22 protein-coding genes are annotated in these 23,696 nt (G+C 73.5%); 16 read left to right on the top strand and 6 right to left on the bottom strand.

Going from position 1 to position 23,696, the window contains the following annotated elements; genetic code table 11:
• Positions 1–99 precede the first annotated feature (99 nt).
• From CPH93_RS06855 to CPH93_RS06820, 8 genes are all read left to right on the top strand, one after another.
• Positions 100–2,010 (top strand): AfsR/SARP family transcriptional regulator, encoded by a 1,911-nt coding sequence (locus CPH93_RS06855; protein WP_093486036.1) that lies wholly within the window; start codon positions 100–102, stop codon positions 2,008–2,010.
• A gap of 127 nt (positions 2,011–2,137) precedes the next feature.
• On the top strand, positions 2,138–3,514 hold the full coding sequence (locus CPH93_RS06850; protein ID WP_093486038.1) for an NAD(P)/FAD-dependent oxidoreductase: 1,377 nt from the start codon (positions 2,138–2,140) through the stop codon (positions 3,512–3,514).
• A gap of 151 nt (positions 3,515–3,665) precedes the next feature.
• Positions 3,666–4,403, top strand: a complete 738-nt coding sequence (locus CPH93_RS06845) for an SDR family NAD(P)-dependent oxidoreductase (RefSeq protein ID WP_096212284.1) — start codon at positions 3,666–3,668, stop codon at positions 4,401–4,403.
• Positions 4,403–4,792 (top strand): SchA/CurD-like domain-containing protein, encoded by a 390-nt coding sequence (locus tag CPH93_RS06840; protein WP_093486042.1) that lies wholly within the window; start codon positions 4,403–4,405, stop codon positions 4,790–4,792. The genes CPH93_RS06845 and CPH93_RS06840 overlap by 1 nt, the downstream gene beginning before the upstream one ends.
• Complete coding sequence (locus CPH93_RS06835) at positions 4,789–5,670, top strand: NAD(P)-dependent oxidoreductase (protein ID WP_173909738.1); 882 nt, start codon at positions 4,789–4,791, stop codon at positions 5,668–5,670. The genes CPH93_RS06840 and CPH93_RS06835 overlap by 4 nt, the downstream gene beginning before the upstream one ends.
• Positions 5,667–6,683: a methyltransferase gene (locus tag CPH93_RS06830; RefSeq protein ID WP_093649207.1), complete on the top strand. Its 1,017-nt coding sequence runs from the start codon at positions 5,667–5,669 to the stop codon at positions 6,681–6,683. Before CPH93_RS06835 ends, CPH93_RS06830 begins: the two co-directional genes overlap by 4 nt.
• Before the next feature lie 7 nt (positions 6,684–6,690).
• The gene (locus CPH93_RS06825; RefSeq protein ID WP_096212283.1) at positions 6,691–7,548 is read left to right on the top strand and encodes an LLM class flavin-dependent oxidoreductase; all 858 of its coding nucleotides are present in this window, start codon (positions 6,691–6,693) and stop codon (positions 7,546–7,548) included.
• Positions 7,542–8,003: a DUF1772 domain-containing protein gene (locus CPH93_RS06820; protein WP_093649209.1), complete on the top strand. Its 462-nt coding sequence runs from the start codon at positions 7,542–7,544 to the stop codon at positions 8,001–8,003. The genes CPH93_RS06825 and CPH93_RS06820 overlap by 7 nt, the downstream gene beginning before the upstream one ends.
• 208 nt (positions 8,004–8,211) lie before the next feature.
• On the opposite strand, the gene CPH93_RS06815 is transcribed toward CPH93_RS06820, so the two are convergent.
• A complete protein-coding gene (locus CPH93_RS06815; RefSeq protein ID WP_096212282.1) occupies positions 8,212–9,228 on the bottom strand; it encodes a methyltransferase in 1,017 nt (338 codons plus the stop codon).
• Positions 9,225–10,853, bottom strand: a complete 1,629-nt coding sequence (locus tag CPH93_RS06810) for an FAD-dependent monooxygenase (RefSeq protein ID WP_093486052.1) — start codon at positions 10,851–10,853, stop codon at positions 9,225–9,227. The genes CPH93_RS06815 and CPH93_RS06810 overlap by 4 nt, the downstream gene beginning before the upstream one ends.
• A gap of 213 nt (positions 10,854–11,066) precedes the next feature.
• Here CPH93_RS06810 and CPH93_RS06805 point away from each other — a divergent pair, with 213 nt between their 5' ends.
• The 8 genes from CPH93_RS06805 (at position 11,067) to CPH93_RS06770 (ending at position 19,935) form a co-directional block, all read left to right on the top strand.
• On the top strand, positions 11,067–12,092 hold the full coding sequence (locus CPH93_RS06805; RefSeq protein ID WP_096212281.1) for a methyltransferase: 1,026 nt from the start codon (positions 11,067–11,069) through the stop codon (positions 12,090–12,092).
• Positions 12,093–12,221: 129 nt separating this feature from the next.
• Positions 12,222–13,412 (top strand): cytochrome P450, encoded by a 1,191-nt coding sequence (locus tag CPH93_RS06800; RefSeq protein ID WP_096212280.1) that lies wholly within the window; start codon positions 12,222–12,224, stop codon positions 13,410–13,412.
• A 28-nt stretch (positions 13,413–13,440) separates the two neighbouring features.
• The gene (locus CPH93_RS06795) at positions 13,441–14,505 is read left to right on the top strand and encodes a methyltransferase (protein ID WP_096212279.1); all 1,065 of its coding nucleotides are present in this window, start codon (positions 13,441–13,443) and stop codon (positions 14,503–14,505) included.
• 42 nt (positions 14,506–14,547) lie between these two features.
• The gene (locus CPH93_RS06790) at positions 14,548–15,738 is read left to right on the top strand and encodes a cytochrome P450 (protein ID WP_096212278.1); all 1,191 of its coding nucleotides are present in this window, start codon (positions 14,548–14,550) and stop codon (positions 15,736–15,738) included.
• 6 nt (positions 15,739–15,744) lie between these two features.
• Positions 15,745–16,434 (top strand): TenA family transcriptional regulator, encoded by a 690-nt coding sequence (locus tag CPH93_RS06785; RefSeq protein WP_096212277.1) that lies wholly within the window; start codon positions 15,745–15,747, stop codon positions 16,432–16,434.
• 26 nt (positions 16,435–16,460) lie between these two features.
• Positions 16,461–17,873, top strand: a complete 1,413-nt coding sequence (locus CPH93_RS06780; RefSeq protein WP_096212276.1) for an MFS transporter — start codon at positions 16,461–16,463, stop codon at positions 17,871–17,873.
• On the top strand, positions 17,873–19,072 hold the full coding sequence (locus tag CPH93_RS06775) for an FAD-dependent monooxygenase (protein ID WP_096212275.1): 1,200 nt from the start codon (positions 17,873–17,875) through the stop codon (positions 19,070–19,072). Before CPH93_RS06780 ends, CPH93_RS06775 begins: the two co-directional genes overlap by 1 nt.
• Complete coding sequence (locus tag CPH93_RS06770; RefSeq protein ID WP_096212274.1) at positions 19,069–19,935, top strand: NAD(P)H-binding protein; 867 nt, start codon at positions 19,069–19,071, stop codon at positions 19,933–19,935. Before CPH93_RS06775 ends, CPH93_RS06770 begins: the two co-directional genes overlap by 4 nt.
• An 81-nt stretch (positions 19,936–20,016) precedes the next feature.
• Here the strand turns inward: CPH93_RS06770 and CPH93_RS06765 are convergent, their stop codons facing one another.
• The 4 genes from CPH93_RS06765 to CPH93_RS06750 form a co-directional block, all read right to left on the bottom strand.
• Complete coding sequence (locus CPH93_RS06765; RefSeq protein ID WP_096212273.1) at positions 20,017–21,042, bottom strand: protein-L-isoaspartate O-methyltransferase family protein; 1,026 nt, start codon at positions 21,040–21,042, stop codon at positions 20,017–20,019.
• An 87-nt stretch (positions 21,043–21,129) separates the two neighbouring features.
• Positions 21,130–21,552 (bottom strand): lasso peptide biosynthesis B2 protein, encoded by a 423-nt coding sequence (locus CPH93_RS06760; RefSeq protein ID WP_231977210.1) that lies wholly within the window; start codon positions 21,550–21,552, stop codon positions 21,130–21,132.
• Positions 21,549–21,842, bottom strand: coding sequence for a PqqD family peptide modification chaperone (locus CPH93_RS06755; protein WP_096212272.1), 294 nt, complete (start codon positions 21,840–21,842; stop codon positions 21,549–21,551). Before CPH93_RS06755 ends, CPH93_RS06760 begins: the two co-directional genes overlap by 4 nt.
• Complete coding sequence (locus CPH93_RS06750; RefSeq protein WP_096212271.1) at positions 21,826–23,652, bottom strand: albusnodin/ikarugamycin family macrolactam cyclase; 1,827 nt, start codon at positions 23,650–23,652, stop codon at positions 21,826–21,828. The genes CPH93_RS06755 and CPH93_RS06750 overlap by 17 nt, the downstream gene beginning before the upstream one ends.
• Positions 23,653–23,696 lie beyond the last annotated feature (44 nt).

The raw sequence follows: 23,696 nt of genomic DNA, 5'->3' as shown, positions 1-23,696 counted from the left end.
GCACTCACCTTCGATCGCGCCAGGGTCCGATCGCGACAGGTGTCGCGATCGGTCACGAATCCGTTTCGTCACCGGCTGATCCAACAAGGGGGAGCTTGTATGCATGTCAAGGTGCTAGGGGAGTTCGAGGTCCTTCGGTCCGGGGTGCGAGTGACGCCCGCCGCCCCCAAGCTGCGCCGCGTGTTCGCGCTCCTCGCGGTGGAGGCGAACCGGGCGGTGCATACCGACCAACTCATCGAGGAACTGTGGGACGACCGGCCGCCCCTGAGTGCCGTCACCACCCTCCAGACCTACATTTACCAGTTGCGCAAGCACCTGAACTGGTCGGAAGCGGCCACCGGCGATGCCTGTGGGACTGGCGTGAAAGTGACGCTTCGCACGACGCCCGGTGGGTACATGCTGACCCTTCCGGACGATGCCCTCGACGCCGTGGAGTTCGAGAAGCTGGCCGCACTGGGACGTGAACAGCTGATGGCCGGGAATTTCGAGCGGGCTTCCCTCGTCCTTCGGCAGGCGCTCGATCTGTGGACCTCCCGGGCATTCGGAGCGGTGAGCCCAGGGCCGTTGCTGCACGCGCATATGGTGCGCCTAGAAGAATTGCGAAAGCTTGCGCTCGGTCACCGATTAGAGGCCGACTTACAACTCGGCCGTCATATAGACCTGATAGGTGAACTCACCACCTTGGTCGCCCAACAACCCACGCACGAGGGATTTCAGGCGAAACTCATGCTCGGGCTCTACCGGGCGGGACGGCGCGCGGAGGCGCTCCAGGCGTACCAGCGGGCCCGTACGGCGCTCGCCGCCGAACTCGGGCTGGAGCCGTCCGCGGAGCTGCGGCGCCTCCACCAGGCCATGCTGACCGCGGACCCCTGCCTCGACGCGCCGGCCGACGCCGCCGGCACGATGGTGGTCACCGCCACCCACCAGCAGCCCAACCAACTCCCTCTGGAGACCGACCACTTGGTCGGACGGGAGGAAGCGCTCGAAGCGGTACGGCGGACGCTGACCGACACCGGGCGCCGGCCCACCTCGGTCGTCGCCCTGGCCGTCGGCCCGCCCGGCTCCGGCAAGTCGGTGTTCGCCGTCCACGCCGCACACCGGGTACGGGAGGCGTACCCCGACGGCGTGCTCTTCGCCCGGCTCCAGCGGGACGACGGTTCGCTCGTACCGACCGACGAGGTCCTCGCCGACTTCCTGCGCGCTCTGGGCCTGAGCCGGGCCCTTCGGGGGGCGTCCGCACAGGAGATGCAGGCGGCCTTCCGCACCTGGACGGCGCAGCGCAGGCTGCTGGTGGTCCTGGACGACGTCGTCGAAACCCACCAGCTGGACGCCCTGTTGCCGGGTACCGGATCGGCCATGATCGCCTCCAGCCGCCGGCTGCTGTCCCATCCCGCGGTGGTGATCACCACGCGCACCGCCCCGCTGGCGGACGAGATCTGCCGGTGCCTGCTCAGCGACGTGCTCGGCGACGACCGGCTCCAGGCGGACCTCGCGGGCCTGGGGGAGCTGGTCAAGCTCTCGGGGGGTCTGCCCCTGGCGCTGCGCGCGGCCGCCAGCCTCCTCCAGCGGCGCCCGCACTGGCCGATCAGCAAGCTGTTGAACCTGGCCGACGGTGACGTGCGGCGGATCCCCCCGGCCAGCCGGGACGCGCCGCGCATCGCCGACAGTGTGGGGCGCTCCTTCCGCCTGCTGTCCAGTGCCGAACAGGCCGCCTTCCGCCTGGTGGCCGCGAGCACCGCGTCCGGGGTGTCGGTCGCCGGGGCGGCCGCGCTGCTCGGCGTGGACGAGTCCGAGGCCGAACTGCTGCTGGAGGACCTGGTGGAGTTCCAGCTCGCGGAGGCCGAGGACATCGGAGGGATGTTCCTCTACTCGATCAGGGGCCCGTTCCGCACCGTGGCGTCCAGCCTGACCAACCGGCCCGAGGACGCCGCCTATGCGGCGCCGCCGGACGGCGGGGCCCGCGTGCTGCCCACGCTCGAACTGGCCCGGGCCGCGGCCCGCTCGGCCTGACCGCGCACCGACGGAGGGTGCCCCCACCGGCCCTCCGCCGGTGCCACGACCACCACTCCAGCGGCCTTCGACCCGGGCCTGGAACGTTCTCATCCGGACGCACACAGCCTCGGAAGGGGAGACGCACATGCGCGCAGGGACGCAGGTTCTGGTCATCGGAGGCGGCCCCGCCGGATCGACGGCCGCCGGTCTGCTCGCACGTCAGGGCGTGCAGGTCACCCTGCTGGAGCGGGAGACCTTCCCGCGGTACCACATCGGTGAGTCGATCCTGCCGTCCTGCCGTCCGATCTTCGAACTGCTCGGGGTCTGGGACAAGGTCGAGGCGTTCGGGTTCCAGCCGAAGGGCGGCGCCTACTTCAGCTGGGGCCCGGACGAGTGGGAGGTCCGGTTCGCGGAGCTGGGCGCGGACGGTGCCAACGCCTGGCAGGTCACCCGGGCCGACTTCGACAAGCTGCTGCTCGACCACAGCCGTGAGCTGGGCGTGGACGTGCACGAGGGCGTCACGGTCAAGGAGATCGAGTTCGACGGCGACCGGCCGGTGGCGGCGCGGTGGGCCGGGGACGGCAAGACCGGGCGCCTCACCTTCGACTACCTGATCGACGCGTCGGGGCGGCGCGGCGTCATGGCGACCAAGTACCTCGGGGCACGGAAGTTCCACAGCGTCTTCCGCAACGTCGCCACCTGGTCGTACTGGAAGAACGCCAAGTCCCTGGACCGGGGCCCGGCCGGCTCGATCACGGTGGCCTCGGTCCCCGACGGATGGTTCTGGGCGATCCCCCTGCACGACGGCACCACCAGCGTCGGACTGGTCACCGGCCGCGACACCTTCAACCGCCGCCGCCGCGAGCAGGGCGGCATCGAGGCCGTCTACGACGACGCGCTGCGCCAGTGCCCCCTCGTACAGGAACTGCTGGCCGACGCCGAGCGGGTGAGCGACTTCAAGACCGAGCAGGACTACTCCTACACCAGTGAGACCTTCCACGGCCCCGGCTACCTGCTCTGCGGGGACGCCGCGTGCTTCCTCGACCCGCTGCTCTCCACCGGGGTGCACCTGGCCACCTACAGCGCCATGCTCGCCGCCGCGTCGATCGGCTCGGTGCTGCGCGGCGAGGTCGAGGAGAGCGAGGCATGGGCCTTCTTCGACGGGGTCTACCGGTCCTCCTACGAGCGGCTGCTGGTCCTGGTGTCGGTCTTCTACGAGAGCTACCGCGGCAAGGAGTTCCACTTCTACAACGCCCAGCGGCTGTCGGCCGAGGACCGCGACGCCCTCGACCTCCAGGCGTCCTTCGACCACATCATCACCGGGATCGCCGACCTGAAGGACGCCGAGGACGTCTACCGGCGGGTGCGCCAGCACCTCGGCGGGGCGGAGAGCGGCGACCCCAACCCGCTGGCCAACCTCAACAAGGAACACGAACTGAAGGTCGCCCCGGTCAGCCCGGACCGGGCCGTCAGCGGCCTCTACCTGTCCTACCGGCCGCAGTTGTCGCTGCGACGCGCCTGAGCGGCCCCGCCGCGCGCCGCAGCGGGCGCGGCCCCCGCGGGCGGACGCCCCCGCGAGCCCCGCATGCCCACGGCCGGCCCGCGGAAGGCGTCGCCCACCGCCCATCCGACCGAGCGGCGACCGCCGCGAGCGGTGCCCAGGAGGTACAGACGTGGATCAGAACCTGGCCGGACAACGCGTACTGGTCACCGGAGGAACCCGGGGGATCGGGCGCTGCACGGTCCTCGCCCTCGTCCGGGCCGGCGCCCGGGTGGTCACCTGCCACCGCACCCCGGACGACGACGCCGAGAGCCTGCGCCGCGAGCTGAAGGACCTCGGCGGTGCCGCTGAGGTGGTGCGGTGCGACGTGACCGACGCGCACGACGTGGCGCGGCTGGCCGACGTCTGCCGGGACGTCCTGGGCGGGCTCGACACGCTGGTCAACAATGTGGGCGTGGACGGCCCGGTGCCCTTCGAGGACATCGACGAGGCCGAGTGGCGGCGGATGTTCGACCACAACGTGACGGCGCCGTACCTGGTCACCCGGGCCGCACTCGGGCTGCTCGCCGACGGGGGCTCGATCGTCAACGTCGGCTCCTCCGTCGCCCTGCGGGGCCGGTCCAACGGCGTGCACTACACCGCCTCGAAGGCCGCCCTGATCGGGTTCACCCGCGCGCTGTGCAAGGAGGTGGGCCCGCGCGGCATCCGCGTCAACACCGTGGCCCCGGGCCTCACCGAAACCGAGCCGGGGGCCGGTCTGCCGCCGGCCGCCGTGGAGCGCATCGTCGGCATGACGGCGCTCGGCCGGATCTGCCGCCCCGAGGACGTCGCCGGCGCGGTCCTCTTCCTGGCCGGTGACACCTCGCGCTACATCACCGGCGTCACCCTCAACGTCGACGGAGGCATCTGATGCCGTACGCGGCCATCACCTACCGGGTCAAGCCCGGCCACGAGGACGAGATCGCCGAACTGTTCGCCGGCTTCCAGCGCGTGGACACCCCGGACTTCCGCGACGCGCAGGGCGCGCCCGCCGGCCGGCTGCTGGGCACCGCGGTCTTCCTCCGCGACGACGTGCTGGTGCGGGTCATCCACTACGAGGGCGACTTCCAGGCCATCGCCCGCCACATGGCCGCCCAGCGCGGCGTCCACCTCATCGAGGAGCGACTGTCGCCCTTCCTCGCCCACCCCCGCGACACGTCCACCACCGAGGGTTTCACCGGCTACTTCCGCGACGCGACCATGCGATGCATCGCGCAGCTGACCGTGGACACCCACCCGAACGGGGAGCCGGCGGCATGACGGGGCCGGTGGCCGTGATCGGCCTGGGCGGCATGGGCGGCGGCATGGCCCGGGCGCTGCTCGGCGCCGGGTACGCGGTGACGGTGTTCAACCGCACCCGGGAGCGGGCCGCACCGCTGGAGCAGGCGGGCGCGGTCGTCGCGTCCACCGCCGTGGAGGCCGCCGCCGGGGCCGACACGGTGCTGCTCAGCCTGGCGGACGAACCGGCTGTGGAGGAGGTGCTGTTCGGCGACCTGGTCTGGCGGCTGCGCCCCGGAACCGTGCTGATCGACACGACCACGGTCTCCCCGTCCTACGCGCGCACCACCGCCACCCGGCTCGCCGCCTCCGGTGTGCGGCGCCTGGAGACCTGCGTCATGGGCAACCCGGACATGGCGGCCGAGGGAAAGCTGCGGATCTTCGTCTCGGGAGACCGGGCGGCCCTGGACACGGTGGACGAGGTGCTGTCCGCGCTCTCCCAGGAAGTCCGGTACCTGGGCGGGCCGGGCCGGGCGAGCGCCCTGAAGCTGGCCCTCAACCTCCTCCTCGGCATTCAGACGGCGGGGCTGGCGGAGGCCGCCGCCTTCGCCGAGGCGGCCGGCCTGGACCGCGAACTGCTGCTGGACGTCGTGCTCCACAGCGGCTGGCGCTCACCCGTCCTGGGGTTCCGCGCCGAGTTCATGCGGCGCCGGGTCTACCGGCCGGCCGCGTTCCGTACCGCCCTGATGCACAAGGACCTGGAACTCGCCCTCGACCAGGCCGCCGCCTACCAGATGGAACTGCCGCTCGGTCACGAGGCCGTCACCCGCTTCGGGTCGGCCCTCGCGGCCGGCCACGGCGACGACGACGCCGCCGCCGTCGTGGAAGTCCCGCCCCCGTCGAAGGAGAACCACCGATGACGACCCGGCACCGCACCGACGCGCCGCAGTGGGAGGCGGTCACCGGACTCGGGATGGGGTTCGCGACGGCCAAGATCGTGCTCTCCGCGCTGGAGCTGGGCGTGTTCACCGTCCTCGCCGACGGCCCGCGCACCCCGGAGCAGCTGTGCAAGGAGCTGGCGCTGCACGGCCGCGGACTCGACGACTTCCTCGCCGCCCTGACCGCGTTCGGCCTGCTGGAGCGGGCCGGCGACGGCTACCGCAACGCCCCGGTCGCCCAACAGCACCTGGTGCGCGGCCCGCACTACGACGCGGGCTTCCTGGAGGGCGCCAACGCCGTCCTCTACCCCGCCTGGGGAGGACTGACCTCCGCGCTGCGCACCGGGGCGCCGCAGAACACCGGCGACTTCGAGGAGATGCTGGCCGACCCCGAACGGCGCCGGATGTACCACGGCATGATGGACTCGCTCAGCGCCCCGCTGGCGCCCGGCATCGCCGAGGCGCTGGACTGGAGCCGGCACCCCTCCGTCACCGACGTCGGCGGGGCCCGCGGCAACCTCGTGTCGCTGCTGCTGCGCGCGCATCCGCACCTGCGCGGGGTGGTCTTCGACCGCCCCCAGAACGGCCCCGACGTCGCCGAGCACGCCGCGCGGCAGGGCGTCGGCGACCGCGTCTCCTTCGTCGGCGGCGACTTCTTCACCGACCCCCTGCCGCCCAGCGACGTGCTGGTCATCGGGCACGTGCTGGCCGACTTCTCGCTGGAACAGCGCACCGCGCTGGTGCGCTCGGCGTACCGGGCACTGCGCCCCGGCGGCGCCCTGGTGGTCTACGACCCGATGCCGGACCCCGCGGACCCGGACCCGCTGTCCCTCGTCGGCAGTCTCCACATGCTGGTGATGTCGCCGGCCGGCGCCGGCTATCCGCCGCACCAGTGCGCCGGCTGGCTCACGGAGGCGGGCTTCGGTGACGTCTCCGTACGGCCGGCCGGCCTCGGCAACACGCTGGTGGTGGGCCACCGGACCGCCGGGAGGTGAGGGGCACGTGGACGTCTCGATCGGACTGCCGACGACCGTGCCCGGAGTCACCGGCGCGGGGCTGCTGGAATGCGCCCGCCGCGCCGACCGGGCCGACTTCACCAGCCTGTGCGTCGTGGACCGGCTCGTCCACGACGGCTACGAGCCGCTCGCCGTCCTCGCCGCCGCCGCGGCCGTGACCACCCGCATCCGGCTGGCCAGCACCGTGTTGCTGGGCTCCTGCCGGGGGCGTGCGGCCCCGCTCGCCAAGCAGCTGGCGACGGTGGACCGGCTCAGCGGCGGCCGCCTGGTGGTGGGCCTGGCGGTGGGCGACCGGGAGGACGACTTCGTCGCCGCCGGCGTCCCGTTCCAGGAGCGCGGGCGGCGCATGGACACCCTCGTACGGGAACTGCGGGCGGTGTGGGCGGGGGAGGGGCCGGCCGCCGGTGTCGGCCCCCGGCCGGTGCGTCCGGAAGGGCCGCCGCTGCTGTTCGGCGGGCACTCCCCGGCGGCGATGCGCAGGGCCGCCCGGTACGGCTCCGGCTGGATCTCCGGCGGCAGTTCGGGCACCGCCTATCGCGAACTGGTCGGCCGGGCCCGGCAGGCGTGGGCGGACGAGGGGCGGACGCAGCCCCCTCGGGTGGTGTCGCTGTGCTACGTCTCCCTCGGCCCGGAAGGGCGGCGGCACGCGGAGGAGTACCTGCACTCCTACTACGCGTACATCGGCACCAAGGCCCGGCAGGCGGCCTCGCGGGCCGTCACCGACGGGCGCCGGCTGCGCGACGTTCTGGCCGAGTATGCGGACGCCGGGTGCGACGAGATTGTCCTGTTCCCCTGCTCCGCCGACCCGGAGCAGGTGGACCTGGTGGCCGGGGCGGTGTGGTGAACGGGCCCGCCGTCCTCGCCGCGGGGGTGTGCGTGACCAGCGGTCTGGTGGCCGGGGTGCTGTTCGCCGTGGCGCTGAGCGTGCTGCCGGCGCTCAACGCCATGCCGCCGGACCGCTACGTCCACGCGCATCAGCTGCTCGGACGCCACTGGGACCCGACGATGCCGGTGGTCGTCCTCGGTTCGTTCGCCGCCGACACCGCCCTCGCGGCGACCCCGGCCGGCGGGCGGGGATGGCCGGTGTTCGCCGCCGCCGCGGTGCTCCTGCTGCTGGTGTCGGTGGTGTCGCACTTCGGGAACGTGCCGATCAACCGCCGGGTGAAGGGGGTCGCCCCCGAGGCGATCCCTCCGGACTGGCGGGACCCCCGCCCGCTGTGGCGGCGCTGGCACCTGGTGCGTACGGTGCTGGCCGTCGTGGCCGCAGCCCTCAACGCCGCTGGGCTCGCTCTGCTCTGACGGACCGCCGGTCCCTGCTCTGACGGGCCGCCGGTCCCTGCTCTGACGGGCCGCCGGTCCCTGCTCTGACGGGCCGCCGGCCGTGCCACCCGCGACCCGGGGGCACGGCCGGCGGCCCCTCGTGCTGCTCAGGCCGGGGCCAGCCATCCGCCCTCGCCACCGGTCGGGGCGGCGGCGAGGACGGACGGCGTCGTTCACCGGCCCGCCGTCACTCCGGCCGGACCGCCGTCACCAGCGTCACGTCCTGGCCCAGCGCGTCGTGCCGGACCTCGCCGAACCCCGCCTCCCGCAGCCAGCCGGTGAGCTCGTCGACCCGGTAGTTCGCCCCGTGCGGCGTCATCAGCTGCATATTGAGGCTGCGGACCAGGTTCCGCAGGCAGCTCTCGTCGCCGGGGACGATCATCGGGTCCCAGATGAGGAAGGCGCCCCCGGGCCGCACGGCCGGAAAGACCCGGGCGATGAGGGCCCGGCGCTGGTCGTCGGTCCAGTCGACCAGACAGTGCCCGATCATGACCACCTCGGCCTCGGGCAGGGCGTCCGTGAAGAAATCGGCCCCGTGGAACCGCACCTTTCCCGTCGTGCCCAGGGTGCGCATGTGGGCGTCGAACTCCGGCCTGAGCTGCGGCAGATCCAGCACGGTCGCGTCCAGGTGCGGGTGCGCCGCGACCAGCCCGGCCGCCACGTTCCCCCGGCAGCCGCCCAGCTCCAGCACCGCACCGCGCGCGGCCCAGTCGAAGGCCTTGGCCAGCGCCGGGATCAGCGGCCGGCTGGCGTCCTCCGCCATGCGCACGAAGGCGGACCGCTTGGCGTCGTCGTCGTACAGCTCCGCGAACATGTCGGGCCGGGAGTACGTCGCGGCCTGCGGCTCGCCGGTACGCAGCGCGGCGGCGAGCCGCCCCCACGCCGGGTACATCACCTCGTCGGCGACGTGCAGGAAGCCGCCCAGGAAGCCCGGTTCGCCGCGGACCAGGAACTGCGCCGCCGCCTCGCCGTTGCGGTAGCGGTCCCCCTCGCGGGCCAGCACCCCCGCCTCGGCCAGCGCGGCGAGGAAGTCGCCCGTGCCGCGGGCGTGCAGCCCGAGCCGTTCCCCGATGGTCCCCTCCGTGGCGGGCCCGCCGGCCAGCAGCTCGAAGAGCCCGAGCTCCAGGCCGGTCAGCACGAGCTTCGCCCGCTGGAAGGACATCGCCGTCTCCAGCAGCGAGCCGGCCCCGAACGCCTGGCTCATCGCGCCTCCCCGGCCGGCTCGGCGAACCCGGCGGCCCGCGCCAGCGCGCTGCCCAGTTCGGTGTCGGGATCGTCCACCGCCTCCGCGGCCCGCCACGCCACGCAGGCGTCCGGCCGCACCAGCACCGCGCCGCCGTCCGTCACCCCGTACGCCGGCGCCCAGGGCCGGTCGAGCGGGCGCAGGTCACCGGTCTCTGCCACCACGTGGTGGCGCAGCGGCACGCCGAGCTGCTTGGCCGCGCGTTCCGCGGCCTCGGCCCACCGTCCGCCGCGCGCCCCGGTCAGCAGCACATAGCTGTCCCAGAACAGGTCGATGGTGGAGATCCGTTCGCCGTCCCGGTCGAGCCACACGTGCGGCGCGCGGGTACCGGGCCGGCCGGTCAGGTCGAGCCGGGGGGACAGGGCGGGCGCGCTCGCATCGCCGCCGGGGACGGCCGTGGAGTGGTAGCGGTAGCCGAGGGTGATGATGATGTCGTCGACCATGGCGGCCCGGGTCGCGTCGTCGGCGTACCCGTGGCGGATGCGGTTGCGGATCATGGCCTGCTCGGCCATCGCCTCGCCGACCCGGTGCCGTTCGGCTTCGTAGGTGTCCAGCAGGTCCGGGCCCGCCCACCCGTGCAGCACGCCGGCCAGCTTCCACGCCAGGTTGTGCGCGTCGTGGATACCGGTGTTGGCGCCGAACCCGCCGGCCGGCGGATGGACGTGTGCCGCGTCGCCGGCGAGGAACACCCGCTGGACGCGGAAGTGTTCGGCCACCAGCTGCGCGCCCTGCCACGGCACCTTCCACACGATCTCGACGTCGAGGTCGTCGCGCCCGGCCGCGGTCCGGATGATGTCCACACAGCGGTCGTCGGTGAAGTCCTCCGGGGTCTCGCCCTGGTCCGGGAAGTACAGCGGGGTCGCCAGCCACGGATCGCAGCCGTGCAGCCGGGACAGGCTCATCAGCGAGCCGCGGGCAGCCGTCGCGTAACAGAGGATGAACTTGCGCCCCTTCAGCAGCCCCTCCAGCTCCGGCGCGCGGAAGTAGATGCTCAGCGCGTTGAAGACGGTGCCGCGCCCGGAGCGCTCCACCCCCAGCTGCCGGCGGACGAAGCTGCTGGCGCCGTCGGCCGCCACGACGTACTGCGCGCGGATCGTGTACGAGGCACCGTCCGGGCCGCGCACCACGGCCGTGACGCCGTCCTCGTCCTGCGTCAGCGACGTCAGCCGGGTGCCGAACCGCACGCCGCAGCCGGCCTCCGTGGCCTTGGCGACGAGCACCTTCTCGTAGCGGTCCTGCCCGCAGCCCATCACCCGTTCCGGGCTGACCAGCGGGCCGTCCAGCGACGGCGCTTCCAGGGTGACCGCCTCATCGATCCGCGCGAACGTGGAGGTCTGGATGATCCCGCCCTCGAAGTACGGGTGCGAGTCGCCCTTCTCCAGGGCCCGCACCTCCTTCTCGCACCCCGCCGCGCGGAACAGCTCCATGGTCCGTGCCTGCAGGCCCGGCGCCCGGGGCAGCAGCGATGTGGCTTCGCGCTTCTCGACGAGCACGGTGGGCACGCCGTGGCGGCCCAGGAACATCGCGGTGGACAGGCCGACGGGCCCGCCGCCCACGACCAGCACCGGAATTGTCATGTCGTCCATGCCAGATCCCTCGACGAGTTCGGTGTGCCTAGCCGGCCCATCGAAGCCCACGCCCGTCTCCCGGTACTTGAGAAACGGTGGCGTCCCGAGCAGGAGCCGTCGGTTCCCCGGCCCTCCAGCGGCCTTCGAGCGGAGTTCCACAGCACGCTGCCAGCGTCGTGCCTGCACCGGCGTGGCGGTCCCGCCAGGCCGCGGTGGGAAGGAGTGAGGCGGATGACGGGCATCGCTGCCCACGACGGCGCGGGTACCTCCACGCCGGCCGGCATCCTGCGGTTGGCCAATGCCTTCTGCGACGCCAAGGCGCTGCTGAGCGCCGTGGAACTGGATCTGTTCAGCACCCTGCGGGACGAGGCCAGGACTCCGCAGGAGATCGGCGCGGCACTCGGCCTGCACGGCCGGGGGCTGCGCGACTGGCTCCAGCTCCTGGTGGGGCTCGGCCTGCTGGAGCGGGACGGGGACCGCTACCGCAACGCACCGGGGGCACGCAGCTACCTCGTGCGGGGTGAACCCCTGTACGTCGGCGGCTTCCTGGAGCGGTCCAACCGCAACCTGTACCCGGCGTGGGGCCGGCTCACCGAGGCGCTGCGCACCGGCAAGCCGCAGGCCGGGGGCGACTTCTTCACCATGATCGAGGACCCCCGCCTGCTGGCCCAGTTCGTCGGCATGATGGACGCGCTCACCCACGTCCTGGCCCCGCAGCTGCTGGCGGCCTACGACGGGTGGGACCGCTATCGGAGCGTCCTCGACGTCGGGGGCTGCCGCGGCAACATGGCCGCCCGGATCGTGGCCGCCCACCCCCATCTGACCGGGCGGGTCTTCGACCTCCCGCAGATGGCCCCGCTGTTCGACGAGAAGATGGCCGAGCTCGGGATGACCGGCAAGGTCACCTTCCACCCCGGCGACTTCTTCACCCAGGAGCTGCCCGAGGCGGACCTTGTGATCATCGGCCACGCCCTGCACGACTGGAGCGCCGAACAGCGGCGGCTCCTGGTGCACAAGGCGTTCCGCAGCGTCCGCCCCGGCGGCGAGCTGCTCGTCTACGACCGGATGCTCGACGAGGACCCACGCCACGTGGAGAACCTGGTCATCAGCCTCGACATGCTGCTGGTCACCGACGGCGGCAGCGAGTACACCGTCGCCGAACTGCGCGACCACGCCCGCTCGGCGGGGTTCGTCTCGGTCACCGACCGGCCGCTCGGCGACTACGACACGCTCGTCGTCTGCCGCAAGGCGGGCTGACCCCGCGGCCGCCGGCCACCGGGGGCCGGCGGCCGCGGACCGCCCGGCGGACGGGAGCAACTCCCCTCCGCCACGCCACCGTTCGTGGACCACGGCGGCAGTCCCGGCGCCGCGGAGAGTGCTAAGACCATGCAGGAAAGGGACCTCATGGACGCGCGGGCCTTCGCCGGCGGCGTCCCCCACGACTACTTCCGCCACCTGCGCAGCCGCCCGGGACTCACCCGGGCGCACGACGCCGAGGGCTACCCGTTCTGGTACCTGGTGCGCCACGCCGACGTGGTGCGGGCCTCGCGCGACCACGAGACCTTCCGTTCCGGCCCGAGCACGATGACCTCGGTACGCCAGGACAGCACCGGTCTGCCGCTCATCTCGTTCCTGGACGCGCCCGAACACACCCGCCTGCGCAAGCTCGCCTTCAAGGGGTTCACCCCCGCCCGCCTGGCCGCGCTGGACAAGCCGGTGGCGGCGATCGTGGACCGCATCCTCGACGACTGCGCCGCCGCCGGGGAGTTCGACCTGGCCGAGGACCTCGCGATGCAGCTCCCGATGGAGGTGCTGGCCGAACTGATCGGGGTGCCGCCCGCGGAACGCGCCCAGGTCGTCGAATGGACCCGGCACACCGTCAACCTCGGTGACCCGGACTACCACCACAGCACCCCCGAGAAGGCGGTGGCCGCGTTCGGGAACCTCATGGCGTACTTCGAGGAGCTGCTCGGGCGCCGCCGCGCCGCACCGGCCGACGACCTGTTCTCGGTGCTGCTCGCGGCCGGCAACGACACCACCGGCCGGCTGGAGCCGCAGGAGATCGCGCTGTTCGCCACCACCCTCATGGGGGCGGGCAGCGAGACGACGTACTGCTCGGTCACCGGCGGCGTGCTCGCGCTGCTCGACCATCCCGGGCAACTGGCGGCCCTCCGCGCCGACCGCACCCTGATCCCGCTCGCCGTCGAGGAGATCATCCGCTGGGTCACCCCCGCGACGCACTTCGCCCGCCAGGTGGCCCGGGACACCGAGATCGCCGGGCAGCACGTCCGCGCCGGGGAGCGGGTGGTGCTCTGGTACACCTCCGCCAACCGCGACGAGTCCGCCTTCGACCGTCCCGAACGGTTCGACGTCGGCCGGCAGCCCAACCCGCACATCTCCTTCGGCGGCGGCGGACCGCACGTCTGCATCGGCCGCGGGCTGGCCACGCTGGAACTGCGGCTGCTGCTCGCGGCCCTGATCGACCGGCTGCCCCGCCTCGAACTCACCGGCACCCCGGTGCGCAGCATCACGAACTTCATGAACAGCTTCCGACACATGCCCGCACGGTTCACCTGAGCCGTACCGCGGCCGGAGAGGAGACGCCATGAACAGCGCGGAGGACGACTCCGAGGTCACCGGGGTCCTGTCGTGGTTTCCGGTCGAACTCCCCCCTGCCCAGCGGGTGATCGGGCTGTTCGTGGGGAAGTGGACGATCGGCGCGCTGCGGCCGCTGGTGCAGTTGGGCATCCCGGACCTGCTGGCCGAAGGGCCCCGCACCGCCACCGACCTGGCGCAGCGGACCGACGCGGACGCCGACGCCCTCTACCGCGTGCTGCGCTGCGCGGCGGCCACCGGCGTCCTGGCGGAGACACCGGAGCGCGCCTTCGCCCTCACAGCCGCCGGGCAGGGGCTGCGCACCGGGGTCGAGGGGAGCGTGCGCGACATGTTCCTGTTCGCCAGCGACCCGATGATGTGGCGGCCCTACGAGAATCTGCTGCACACCGTGCGGACCGGCGCGCCGGCCTTCGACGACGCCTTCGGCGAGACGTTCTTCGACCATCTGCGGGCGCACCCGGGCTCTGCCGCACTCTTCGACCGGGCCATGGTGCAGAACCACTACCCGGGAACCGACCGGATCTTCGAGCGGTTCGACTTCTCCCGCTTCCGCCGGATCGCCGATGTCGGCGGCGGCCGCGGGCAGTTCCTCGCCGAGGTCCTCGCCCGCCACCCGGGCTGTACGGGGGCCGTCTGCGACCAGCCGCAGGTCGTCGCCGAGGCGAAGGAGGAGTTCGAACGCCGCGGGGTGGCCGACCGGGCGTCCGCGGTGCCGACCGACTTCTTCGCGTCCGTCCCCGCCGGGTACGACGCCTACTTCATCAAACACACCCTGCACAACTGGAGCGACCACGACGCCGGACGGATCCTGACCCGCGTCCGGGAGGCCGTCGCCGCCCGCGCGGACGCCCGGCTGCTCATCGTCGACGCGCTGCTGACCGGCCCCGGAGCGTGGGACCTCGGCAAGCTCACCGACATCGAGATGATGGCGGTCCTCGGCGGCCGGGAGCGCGACCGCGAGGAGTGGAACCGGCTGGCCGCGGCCGCCGGCTTCGCCCCGGCCGACGACCCCGCCCCCGGTGACCTGGCCCTGCTGGAGTACCGGCCGGTCTGAGCAGGCACCGGCCGGTACGAAGCGACCCGGAAAGAGAGCCCGATGCCCACCGACGAGACCTTCCCGTTCACCCCGGCCGATCCGCTCGACCCGCCGGAACGCTACGCCGCCCTGCTGCGCGACGAGCCGGTCGCCCAGGTCGCCATCCCCACCGGCGACCTGGTGTGGCTGGTCTCCCGGCACGAGGACGTCCGCCGGGTCCTGGCCGACCGGCGGTTCAGCCGGCAGGCCATCACCGCGCCGGGCGCGCCGCGGCTGCTGCCCCTCGCGGAGGGGTCGAAATCGATCTTCGTCATGGACCCGCCGGAGCACAGCAGGCTGCGCCGGCTCGTCTCGGGCGCCTTCTCGCCGGCCCGGATCAGGGCGCTCGGCACCGAGGTGCGCGCCCTCGCGGACGACCTCGTCGCGGCCATGCGTACGTCCGGGCCGCCGGCCGACCTCGTCGCCGGCCTCGCCCAGCCGCTGCCGATCACCGTCATCTGCCGGCTGCTCGGGGTGCCGTACGAGGACGTCGAGCAATTCCGCGCCTGGACCGACGTGATGCTCAGCTACGACCGGGGGCGGCGGGAGGAGGTGGTGGCGGCCCGCGGCGAGCTGAGCGGCTACCTCACCCGGCTGATCGACGCCAAACGGGCCGCCCCCACCGACGACGTGCTGATGGACCTGATCAACGCGGCGGACGACGGCGACCGGCTCGACGACGAGGAGCTCCTCGCCTTCGGTTACACGCTGCTCGGCGCGGGCTACCACGCCACGACGTCCGGGCTGGTGCACGCGGTGCTCACCCTGCTGCGCCGGCCCGCCGACCTCGAACGGCTCCGGAAGGAACCGGAGTTGCTGCCCGTTGCCGTCGAGGAACTGCTGCGCCGTTCCCAGGCGGGCGGCGGACTGGGGGCGCTGCGCATCGCCCTGGAGGACGTCGAGCTGCACGGGGTCCGCATCGCCGCCGGCGACGCCGTCCTCCCGTTGATCAACGCCGCCAACCAGGACTCCGAGGTCTTCCCCGACCCCGCCGAACTGCTCCTGGACCGCGCACCCAACCCGCACCTCTCCTTCGGTCACGGCATCCACCACTGTCTGGGCGCGCAACTCGGACGCATGGAGCTGGAGTTGGGGATCGGGGCGCTGCTGCGCGAGCTGCCCGGTCTGCGCCTGGCGGTGCCGGAGGGCGAACTGGAGTGGAGCAGCGGGCTGGCCTTCTCCCGCCCGCGCACCGTCCCCCTCGCCTGGTAGTCCGCGATGCTCTCCGACGACCTCGCCGAGCTGGCCGCCCCGGTGTTGCGGGACGTGCTCGACCACCCCTTCTGGGCGGGACTGCGCCAGGGCACGCTGCCCGGCGAGGCCCTGGCGCGCTTCGTGGAGCAGGACACCGGCCACCTCCTGCCGTGCTACGGGCGTGCCTTCGCCCGGTGCGCGGCGGTCGCCGCGGACGACGCCGACCTCGTCCTGCTCTCCCGCTGCGCCTTCGAGACCGTCGCCTCGGGCCCGCGGCTGCGGGCGGCGCTGGCCGACGTGGCGCCCGCACTCGGGGTGCGCCGGCCCGATCCGGCGGCCGGCGCCCACCACGCCGCCCGCGTCCAGTGCGCCACGGTGACCGCGGCCGCCGCCACGTCCTGGGCGGCCGGCCTCGGCGCGCTGCTGCCCTTCATGCTCTTCCACCTGGAGGTCTGCCAGGACCTCCGGGCACGGCAGCGCCCGGACTCCCGTTACGTGCCCTGGCTGGCGGCCTACCTGCCCGGTGACGGCGCACGGTACGCGGTGCGCGCGGTGCGGGAGCTGGCCGACCGCTTCGGTGCGACGGCGACGCCCGCCGAGACCGCGGAGACGGCCGACTGGTTCCTGCGCGGCGCCCGGTGCGAACTCGCCTTCGCCGACGCCGCCCTCGACGGCTGCCCGGCCCCCGCGGTACCCGAACCGCCCCCTTGTTGAGTCCGTCCACCACCACGAGGTCCGCCATGAAGCAGACGTCACCACCCGGCCTGTCGCCCGACGTGGCCGGCCCGCCCTCCCGCAGCACGACCTCCCTCGTCGCCGCGCTCGTGCTCGCGGCGGTCGCCTGCCAGTTGTGCATCTCCATGCCCACGCCGGCGCTCCCGGACATCGCCCGGCGGCTGCACGCCGACACCGCCGCGGTGGGCCTCGCCCAGGCCCTGTTCTTCCTCCTGGGCGGGCTGCTCTCGGTGATCATGGCCGCCTGCAGCGACTACGGACGCACCCGGGCCCTGATGATCGGCGCACTGGCGCTGGCCGTCGTCGGGGCGCTCGTCGCGGCGGCCGCCCCGACGATGGCGGTGTTCGTCCTCGGCCGGACCGTGCAGTCCACGGCGACCGCGGTGTTCCCCCTGGCGCTGCGGGTCATGCGACAGACCCTGGGGCCCCGGCAGTTCGGCCGTGCCATGGGCCTGATCACCGCCGCGAACGGCGGCATCGTCGGGCTGGACGGCCTGCTCTCCGGATGGCTCACCGACCGGTACGGCTACCGGTCGGTGTTCCTGGTCATGGCCGCGTTCGGGGTGCTCACCGCGCTCGTCGTGGGCCGGACCGTACCGGAGCCGGAACGCGTCGCGACCGGCCGCCTGGACTGGCTGGGGCTCACCGTGCTCTCGCTCGCCCTGGCCTGTGTGGAGCTGGGCATCGGGATGGCCGCGAGCGCCCCGGCGGGCGGCGTGGCGGGGATGCTGCTGCTCGGCGCGCTGCTCCTGGTGGCGTTCTGGGCCATCGAGCGCAGACGGCCGAACGCGCTGCTGCCGCCGCAATACCTGAAATCCCGTCAGGCCTGGCCCGTCCTGCTCACCTCGATCCTCGTCACCATGGGCATGCTCAGCACCATCAACTTCGTGATACCGGTGTTCAGCCAGAACCACGACGTCGGATACGGCCTCTCGGCCACCGAGGCGGCGCTGCTCTTCATCGTGCCGGTGTGCCTGGTCAACGTCTTCCTGGCGCCCGCCGTCGGCACGCTCGCCGCCCGCGTGGGCTGGCGCCGCATCCTGCGCGTCGCCACCGCCCTGACGGTGCCGGTGCTGGCCGCCCTGGCCCTGGGCCTGTCCTCGCGCGGGCTGGTGCTGGCCCTGGTGGTCCTCGTCGGCTTCGGCCTCGCGGGGGCCATGACGCCACTGAACGGCCTGAGCGCCCTGCTCGCCGCGCCGCAGAGCCCCAGCCTGCTACCCGGCGTCAACTCGGCCGCGTACGGCGTGGGTTCGTCCCTCGGATTCGTCCTGGCCGCCCAGCTCGCCGGACCGGCCGGGGCACACTCCGCGGACGGCTACCGTGCGGCACTGTGGATGGCGGCCCTCGTCATCGCGCTCGCCTTCGGCGCGTCCCTGCTGATCACCGGACGCCCCGACGCGCCCGGCGAGCGGATCTGATGGCCACCGACACGCCCGGCCACCCCTTCGCGGTGGTGGTCGGTGCCGGAATCGGCGGGCTGGCCGCGGCGGCCGGCCTGACCCGGATCGGACGGTCCGTACTGGTGCTGGAACGCGCCGCGGCCCTACGGACCGAGGGCGCCGGCATCTCCCTGCTGGCCAACGCCCAGCGCTCGCTGGACGAGCTCGGCGTCGGCAGCCGGGTCAGGGAGCTGGCCGCCACCATGCTGCCGGGCGGGGAGGGCGTCCGCACCGCCGGGGGCCGACGGCTGATGAAGCCCACCGACCCCGCCTTCGTACGCCGCCACGGGCTCTCCACCGCCGTGCTGCCGCGACCGGACCTGCATCGGACCCTGCGCGACGCGGTGCCCGCCGCACGCATCCTGACCGGCACCGAGGTCACCGGCGTGGCGCGGCGGACCGACGCCACCGCGCTGGTGCACTACCGCCGCAACGGCACCCCGGCGAGCGTCCCGGCACAGGTCATCATCGCCGCCGACGGCCTCAACAGCCGCCTCCGCCGGCAGTTGTGGCCCGCCGCGGCGCCCCCGGTCTACAGCGGGCACAGCGTCTGGCGGGGGATCGCGGAGACCGACCGGGAGGAGCCCGGCGGGACGACCTGGGGCCGCGGCCAGGAGTTCGGCAGGATGCCGCTCGCCGACGGCCGGGTCTACTGGTACGCCGTCGCCAACACGCCCGAGGGGGAGCGCCACATGGACGAACACGCCGAGGTGGTACGCCGGTTCGGCACCTGGCACCGGCCCCTCCCCGACCTGCTGGGCCGCACTCCGCCCGGCGCGGTCCGCCACGACGACATCTTCGAACTCCCCCTCCCCCTCCCGCCGTTCGTCTCCGGACGCACCGCGCTGCTCGGCGACGCCGCACACGCGATGACCTCCGACCTCGGGCAGGGCGCCTGCCAGGCCCTGGAGGACGCCGTCGTACTGTGCGCCGCGCTGGCCGCCCACCCCGACACCGAGCAGGCGCTCGCCGACTACGACGCCCGCCGACGCCCCCGCGCCCAGGCGATCGTGGCGGCCTCGCACCGGGTGGGCCACATGAAGCTGCGCGAGCGGTGGTGGCAGGTGCTGATGCGCAACGCCCTGACGACCCTGGCACCCCCGAGGACGGGGGAGGCGGCGCTCGCCCGGATCGGCGACTGGCACCCGCCGGAGCTCCCCACGGGAGCCGCCCGATGATCGCCGTGATCGGAGCCACCGGAAACGTCGGCCGCCCGCTCGTGGCCGGCCTCCTGGCGCGCGGCACGCACCCGCGGATCCTCACCCGCGACCCCGGGCGCGCCCAACTCGCCCCCGGGGCCGAGGCCGTCGTAGGCGACCTGGCCACCCCCGGATGCGCCGACGAGGCGCTGGCCGGCGCCGACGCCGCCTTCGTGGTGACGACCGGCCCGGAGGCGGCGGCCCACGACAGGCTGATCGCCGAGGCCGTCGCGCGCCACGGCGTGCGTCACCTGGTCAAGGTGACATCAGTGGCGGCCCTGCCCCCGGTACACGACTCCTACGGAGCGGCCCACGCCGCCGCCGAGGACGCCTACCGCGCCACCGGCGCCCGCTGCACCTTCCTGCGCCCGGCCGCCTTCATGTCCAACACCCTCCAGTGGCACTGGTCCATCACCGATCGCTCCACCGTCTTCCAGCCCTTCGGCGACCTCCCGCAGGCCGTCGTGGACCCCGCCGACGTCGCCGAGGTCGCCCTGCGCGTGCTGACCGCCCCCGCCCTCGGCGGCCGCGCCTACACGCTCACCGGCCCCGAGGCGCTAACGGCCCGCGAGCGGGCCCGCCGCCTCGCCGACGCCCTCGGCCGCCCCCTCACCTTCGTCGACGCACCCCCCGAACAGGCCCACCGGGCAATGACGGACGCCGGCCTGCCGGCTGCCTACGTCGACGGGCTCCTTGCGTCCCAGTCCGATCCCGACCCGGCTCGCGGCGGGGTACCGCTGCCTACTGTGCGGGAGATCACCGGGCGGGCGCCGCGGACGTTTGATGCGTGGGTGGGGGCGCATTTGGAGTTGTTCACCCAACCCAGGGCTGGGCAGAGGTAGCCCCTGGCCCGCCCACCACTGGCCGGTTCGGTTCACCTCCGCCTGAGTGGAGGTGATCCGTCTAGGGCGAAGGGTCTGGGGTCAGCGGGACAGACGCAGGTGCCAGCCGGCCGGGCCCTGAACCTCGCCTGCGGGGACGAGGGCCGGGGTGTAGGTCTCGGGGGTCGGGCGGCCGGCGTTCTCCCAGGCCGTGAGCCAGTCCCGCAGAGTGGAAAGCGACGGGGAGTCGGGGGCGTCGGCGAGGATCAGACCGTCCTGCTGGATGACGGCGGCTGTTTTCGTGGTGGTGTGCCCGACGGCCCACAGGTCCGGGCGAAGCCCAGCCATCGTGAGCTGTGGGTCGCCGAGGGAGGCGACGAAGGTGCGCCAGCTGGGCCAGTCGACCTTTCCGCCTTCGTACGGCTCGGTGTGGGCGGCGTTCAGCAGTCGGGCCAAGGTGGTGCGGGCGCCGGTGTGCAGCCGGTCGTCCTGTGCCCGCCAGGCGAGGGAGATCCAGGCGGGGCCGGGGATGCGGTCTTCCCAGTCCACCCAGCGGCCGGGTAGGTCGAGGTCGCCCTTGGGGGAGGCGGTGGCCTCGATGTAGCCGCCGGTGAAGACGGCCTCCACTGTTGGCTGGGCTTGGTTGACGCGGATCTTGGTGACGACGGTCATGTTGGGCACGTGGGCGATCGGCAGGGGGGCGACGATCAGCCCGCCGTCGGCGACCTGTTCTGTCCACGCCGTCGGCAGCAGCGGTGGGGTGCACCAGGCCACCACCCGGTCGTACGGGGCGCGCTCATGGAATCCGGCCGTGCCATCGGCGGTGTAGCAGCGGACGTTGTCCAGGCCCCGCTCGTGGTGGATGACGTTGGCCCAGCGCGTCAGGTAGGCGTCGATGTCGAGGCTGGTCACTTCCCCGGTGGGGCCCACCAACTGCGCGATCAGCTCGGTGGAGTAGCCGGAGCCTGTTCCGTACTCGGCGACCCGCATGTGCGGTCGCAGGTCCAGGGTGGTCAGTTCGCGGTGGATGACGGCCGGGTTGGAGCGGTGCGGTGTCGGTCCGCGGCCTTTGTGGTGGGTGTAGTGGCGCTCAGGGACGTGCTCGGCGGCCAGGGCGACGGCGCTCACGGCTCACTCCTTCGGGGGTTGGGTACGCGTATGCGACAACTGGCCCGGGCGGGTGAAGGACACGGCGCCCGGAGCCTGCGGGGTGCGTCAGATCGTCAGGGCGGTGTGGTGGTGCCAGCCTGCTTCGGTGTACTCGCCCGCCGGGCCGTCGTCGGGCAGTTCGACCCAGGCGTGGTACTCGGTCGGTGGCGGCGAGAACCGCACGCCCAAGCACCAGTGCAGCCGGCGACCGAGCAGGGCGGCGGCCAGGACCGTGCCGAGCGAGGTCTCCATGCAGGCCGCCCGGACCGGCCACCGCCGGCCGGTGTGCCGCACCGCCTCGACCAGCGCCCGCGCTTGCGCGGCGGTCGGCGGTCGGCGCCCGGCCCGCCGGGCCCAGCGCACGGCGCGGATGGTGTGCCGGAAGGGCAGTTGCAGCAGCACCAGGGCCAGGGCGAGGCCCGCCGCTGCCGCGCAGCGTGCGAGGAAGGTGCCGGTGCGGACCGTGGAGAACGCCTCCATGCTCGTCATCGCCACCACCTTCCCCAGCGGCGTCGGCTCACGGGACCGGTGACGGCAAGCCCCTGCGTGGTGAGCGCATCAGCGACGGTGCGAACGTCGGCGGCGGCCTGCTCGGCGCCGATGCGATAGCGAAGGGCGTACTGCCCGGCGGCCTCTTCCTGGGTAGCTCCCGCGAGCAGGAGCCTGAGGGCGGCGGCCGCGGTGGGGGTCAGATGCGTCCATCGCCCGGTGCGCTCGTCCAGGATGGCGCCGCCGTCGTCGGTGAGGACCGGATGGGTGCTCTCACGCAGTCGCCACACGGGAGTTCACCTCCCACCGGGCCGGGGCTGTTTCCAGCTGCCGCAGCCAGATTTCGGCGGCGACGGCGAGGTGCAGGGCGCCCTGGGCGGTGGGCTGTCCGGCCGCGGCGCGCTGGAGCATCGTGGCCACCGGTGCCTCGGTGATCAGGCCGGCGGCCGCCAGCCGAGAGGACGGGCCGAGCAAATGCCGCAGTACGGAGGCGTGGTCGCGCAGCCCGGCGTAGGCGAGGGCGTTGAAGCCGCCCTTCGTCACCCGCGTCAGGACGAAGTCGGGCAGCACGCCGGTATGGGCGAAGGCCTCGCACAGCAGGGGCTTGTAGCGGCCTGGGGTGCCGCGCTGGTCGGCGGGCACGGCCAGGCAGGCGCGGATGACCTCGTTGTCCAGGAACGGGGCGGCGACTTCGATGCCGTGCCCGGCGAGCGCGATCTCACGCCACCCATTGGTGTCCGCCCCGACTCGCGCGAGGTCCTGGCGCGCGGCCCACGACGCCAGCCGTCCGGGTACGGCGGCCAGTTCGGCAGCGAGGTCGAGGGCGCTCGCGAGGCGGCCACGTACGTCGGGGCTCATCCAGTCGGCGGTGGGCAGCAGCGGCGTCCAGGACACCGGGCGTTCTGCCTGCGGCACCCATGGGCGTGGAGGGCGCCGCAGTTCGGCAGCTGCCGTGCGCAAGGCTCCGGTCAGATCGGTGCGGGCTGCTGGGCGGGTCCGCCGCAGCAGGGTCAGGGCGGAGGTGTGGCGGAGCCGGGCGTGGGCCTGTGCGTGCTGCCAGGCACGGCGGTGGTGCCGCTCGCGCAGGAGATCGGCCAGGTAGGACGAGGGCGCGGACAGCACCGCGTCCCCGGCCGCCCCGGTCAGGTGCACGCCCGCCGATTGGTGTTCGGCGACGGTGTCCAGGACGGCCCGCTTGATGGAGGCGGTCACCACGTAGGCGTTCGGGGCGTCGGTGACCGGCAGCGCCGCCAGGTCCTCAAGGCCGGCGTAGTAGACGGTCTCCGGGCTCCCGGGCACCGTGTGGTGAGCGAGGCCCGGCACCGTGGCCGCGGTGCGGACCGCATACGCCAGGTCGTCGTCCCGCAGGCGTGCATCGGCAAACGTCACCGCGGTCACAGCCCCGCGTTGGGCGGCCAGGCAAGCCAGCGTGGTGGAGTCCAGCCCCGCCAGATCTGCGCTGACCGGCCGGCCGTCACACCGAGCGCCGACGGCCTCGGCAAGCGCGGCCCGCACCGTCGGCGCGGCCTCGCGCAGGTCCATCGGCTCGTACTCGGCCGACTCGTACCGCACCGCGCCCGCGCCCTCCGGGGTGATCAGCAGCAGGTGCCCGGTCGGCACCCGGCTCACCGAGCGGAACAAACTCCACTGCCCCAGAACGTCCGGCTGAGCCAGGGCGATGTGGGCGGCCAGCGCGGTCGGATCGACCGGAGCCCCGTCCAGCGCCGCCAGCGCGGTGGCGGAGGTCGACCACCATGTCCCGGCGCCGTCACTCCGCCAGTACACCGGCTGCTGACCGGCCAGGTCACCGATCACCGCCAGCACCTCGCCGCTGCGGGCGATGGTGAGGTAGGAGCCGGGCCAACGGGTCAACGCCCGCCAGTCCTTCGCCCGCACCGCTGCCAGCGACTGCTGGAGCTGCTGGTCGTCGGCGCCGCAGTCGCCGACGACCGCCAGCGCCAGAGGGCCCGAGCCCGCCGACCGGACCTGCCTCGCCGGCCAGTTGACCGTCCATGCCGCCTCCACGCCCGGCACCGGGCATCCGCTCCGTGGCAGCCGGTCGTACCCGCTGCCTCCGTACCAACCCGTGCTCCACCGCATCGCCGCCCGCTCCCTCGGAGTCCGTGGGTGTCCATCGCATCCGT

This window comes from Streptomyces sp. 2323.1 (assembly GCF_900221035.1).
Classification (GTDB): domain Bacteria; phylum Actinomycetota; class Actinomycetes; order Streptomycetales; family Streptomycetaceae; genus Streptomyces; species Streptomyces sioyaensis.
Note: the sequence above shows the minus strand (reverse complement) of the source record. Positions and strands in the feature narration are given on the sequence as shown.

What these genes read in the sequence shown, in the direction of transcription:
- CPH93_RS06790 (WP_096212278.1), top strand. Translation starts at nt 14,548, where the DNA reads ATGCCCACCGACGAGACCTTCCCGTTCACCCCGGCCGATCCGCTCGAC.
- CPH93_RS06855 (WP_093486036.1), top strand. Translation starts at nt 100, where the DNA reads ATGCATGTCAAGGTGCTAGGGGAGTTCGAGGTCCTTCGGTCCGGGGTG.
- CPH93_RS06750 (WP_096212271.1), bottom strand. Translation starts at nt 23,652, where the DNA reads ATGCGGTGGAGCACGGGTTGGTACGGAGGCAGCGGGTACGACCGGCTG.
- CPH93_RS06805 (WP_096212281.1), top strand. Translation starts at nt 11,067, where the DNA reads ATGACGGGCATCGCTGCCCACGACGGCGCGGGTACCTCCACGCCGGCC.
- CPH93_RS06770 (WP_096212274.1), top strand. Translation starts at nt 19,069, where the DNA reads ATGATCGCCGTGATCGGAGCCACCGGAAACGTCGGCCGCCCGCTCGTG.
- CPH93_RS06795 (WP_096212279.1), top strand. Translation starts at nt 13,441, where the DNA reads ATGAACAGCGCGGAGGACGACTCCGAGGTCACCGGGGTCCTGTCGTGG.
- CPH93_RS06760 (WP_231977210.1), bottom strand. Translation starts at nt 21,552, where the DNA reads ATGACGAGCATGGAGGCGTTCTCCACGGTCCGCACCGGCACCTTCCTC.
- CPH93_RS06785 (WP_096212277.1), top strand. Translation starts at nt 15,745, where the DNA reads ATGCTCTCCGACGACCTCGCCGAGCTGGCCGCCCCGGTGTTGCGGGAC.
- CPH93_RS06810 (WP_093486052.1), bottom strand. Translation starts at nt 10,853, where the DNA reads ATGGACGACATGACAATTCCGGTGCTGGTCGTGGGCGGCGGGCCCGTC.
- CPH93_RS06815 (WP_096212282.1), bottom strand. Translation starts at nt 9,228, where the DNA reads ATGAGCCAGGCGTTCGGGGCCGGCTCGCTGCTGGAGACGGCGATGTCC.
- CPH93_RS06835 (WP_173909738.1), top strand. Translation starts at nt 4,789, where the DNA reads ATGACGGGGCCGGTGGCCGTGATCGGCCTGGGCGGCATGGGCGGCGGC.
- CPH93_RS06775 (WP_096212275.1), top strand. Translation starts at nt 17,873, where the DNA reads ATGGCCACCGACACGCCCGGCCACCCCTTCGCGGTGGTGGTCGGTGCC.
- CPH93_RS06800 (WP_096212280.1), top strand. Translation starts at nt 12,222, where the DNA reads ATGCAGGAAAGGGACCTCATGGACGCGCGGGCCTTCGCCGGCGGCGTC.
- CPH93_RS06840 (WP_093486042.1), top strand. Translation starts at nt 4,403, where the DNA reads ATGCCGTACGCGGCCATCACCTACCGGGTCAAGCCCGGCCACGAGGAC.
- CPH93_RS06780 (WP_096212276.1), top strand. Translation starts at nt 16,461, where the DNA reads ATGAAGCAGACGTCACCACCCGGCCTGTCGCCCGACGTGGCCGGCCCG.
- CPH93_RS06850 (WP_093486038.1), top strand. Translation starts at nt 2,138, where the DNA reads ATGCGCGCAGGGACGCAGGTTCTGGTCATCGGAGGCGGCCCCGCCGGA.
- CPH93_RS06830 (WP_093649207.1), top strand. Translation starts at nt 5,667, where the DNA reads ATGACGACCCGGCACCGCACCGACGCGCCGCAGTGGGAGGCGGTCACC.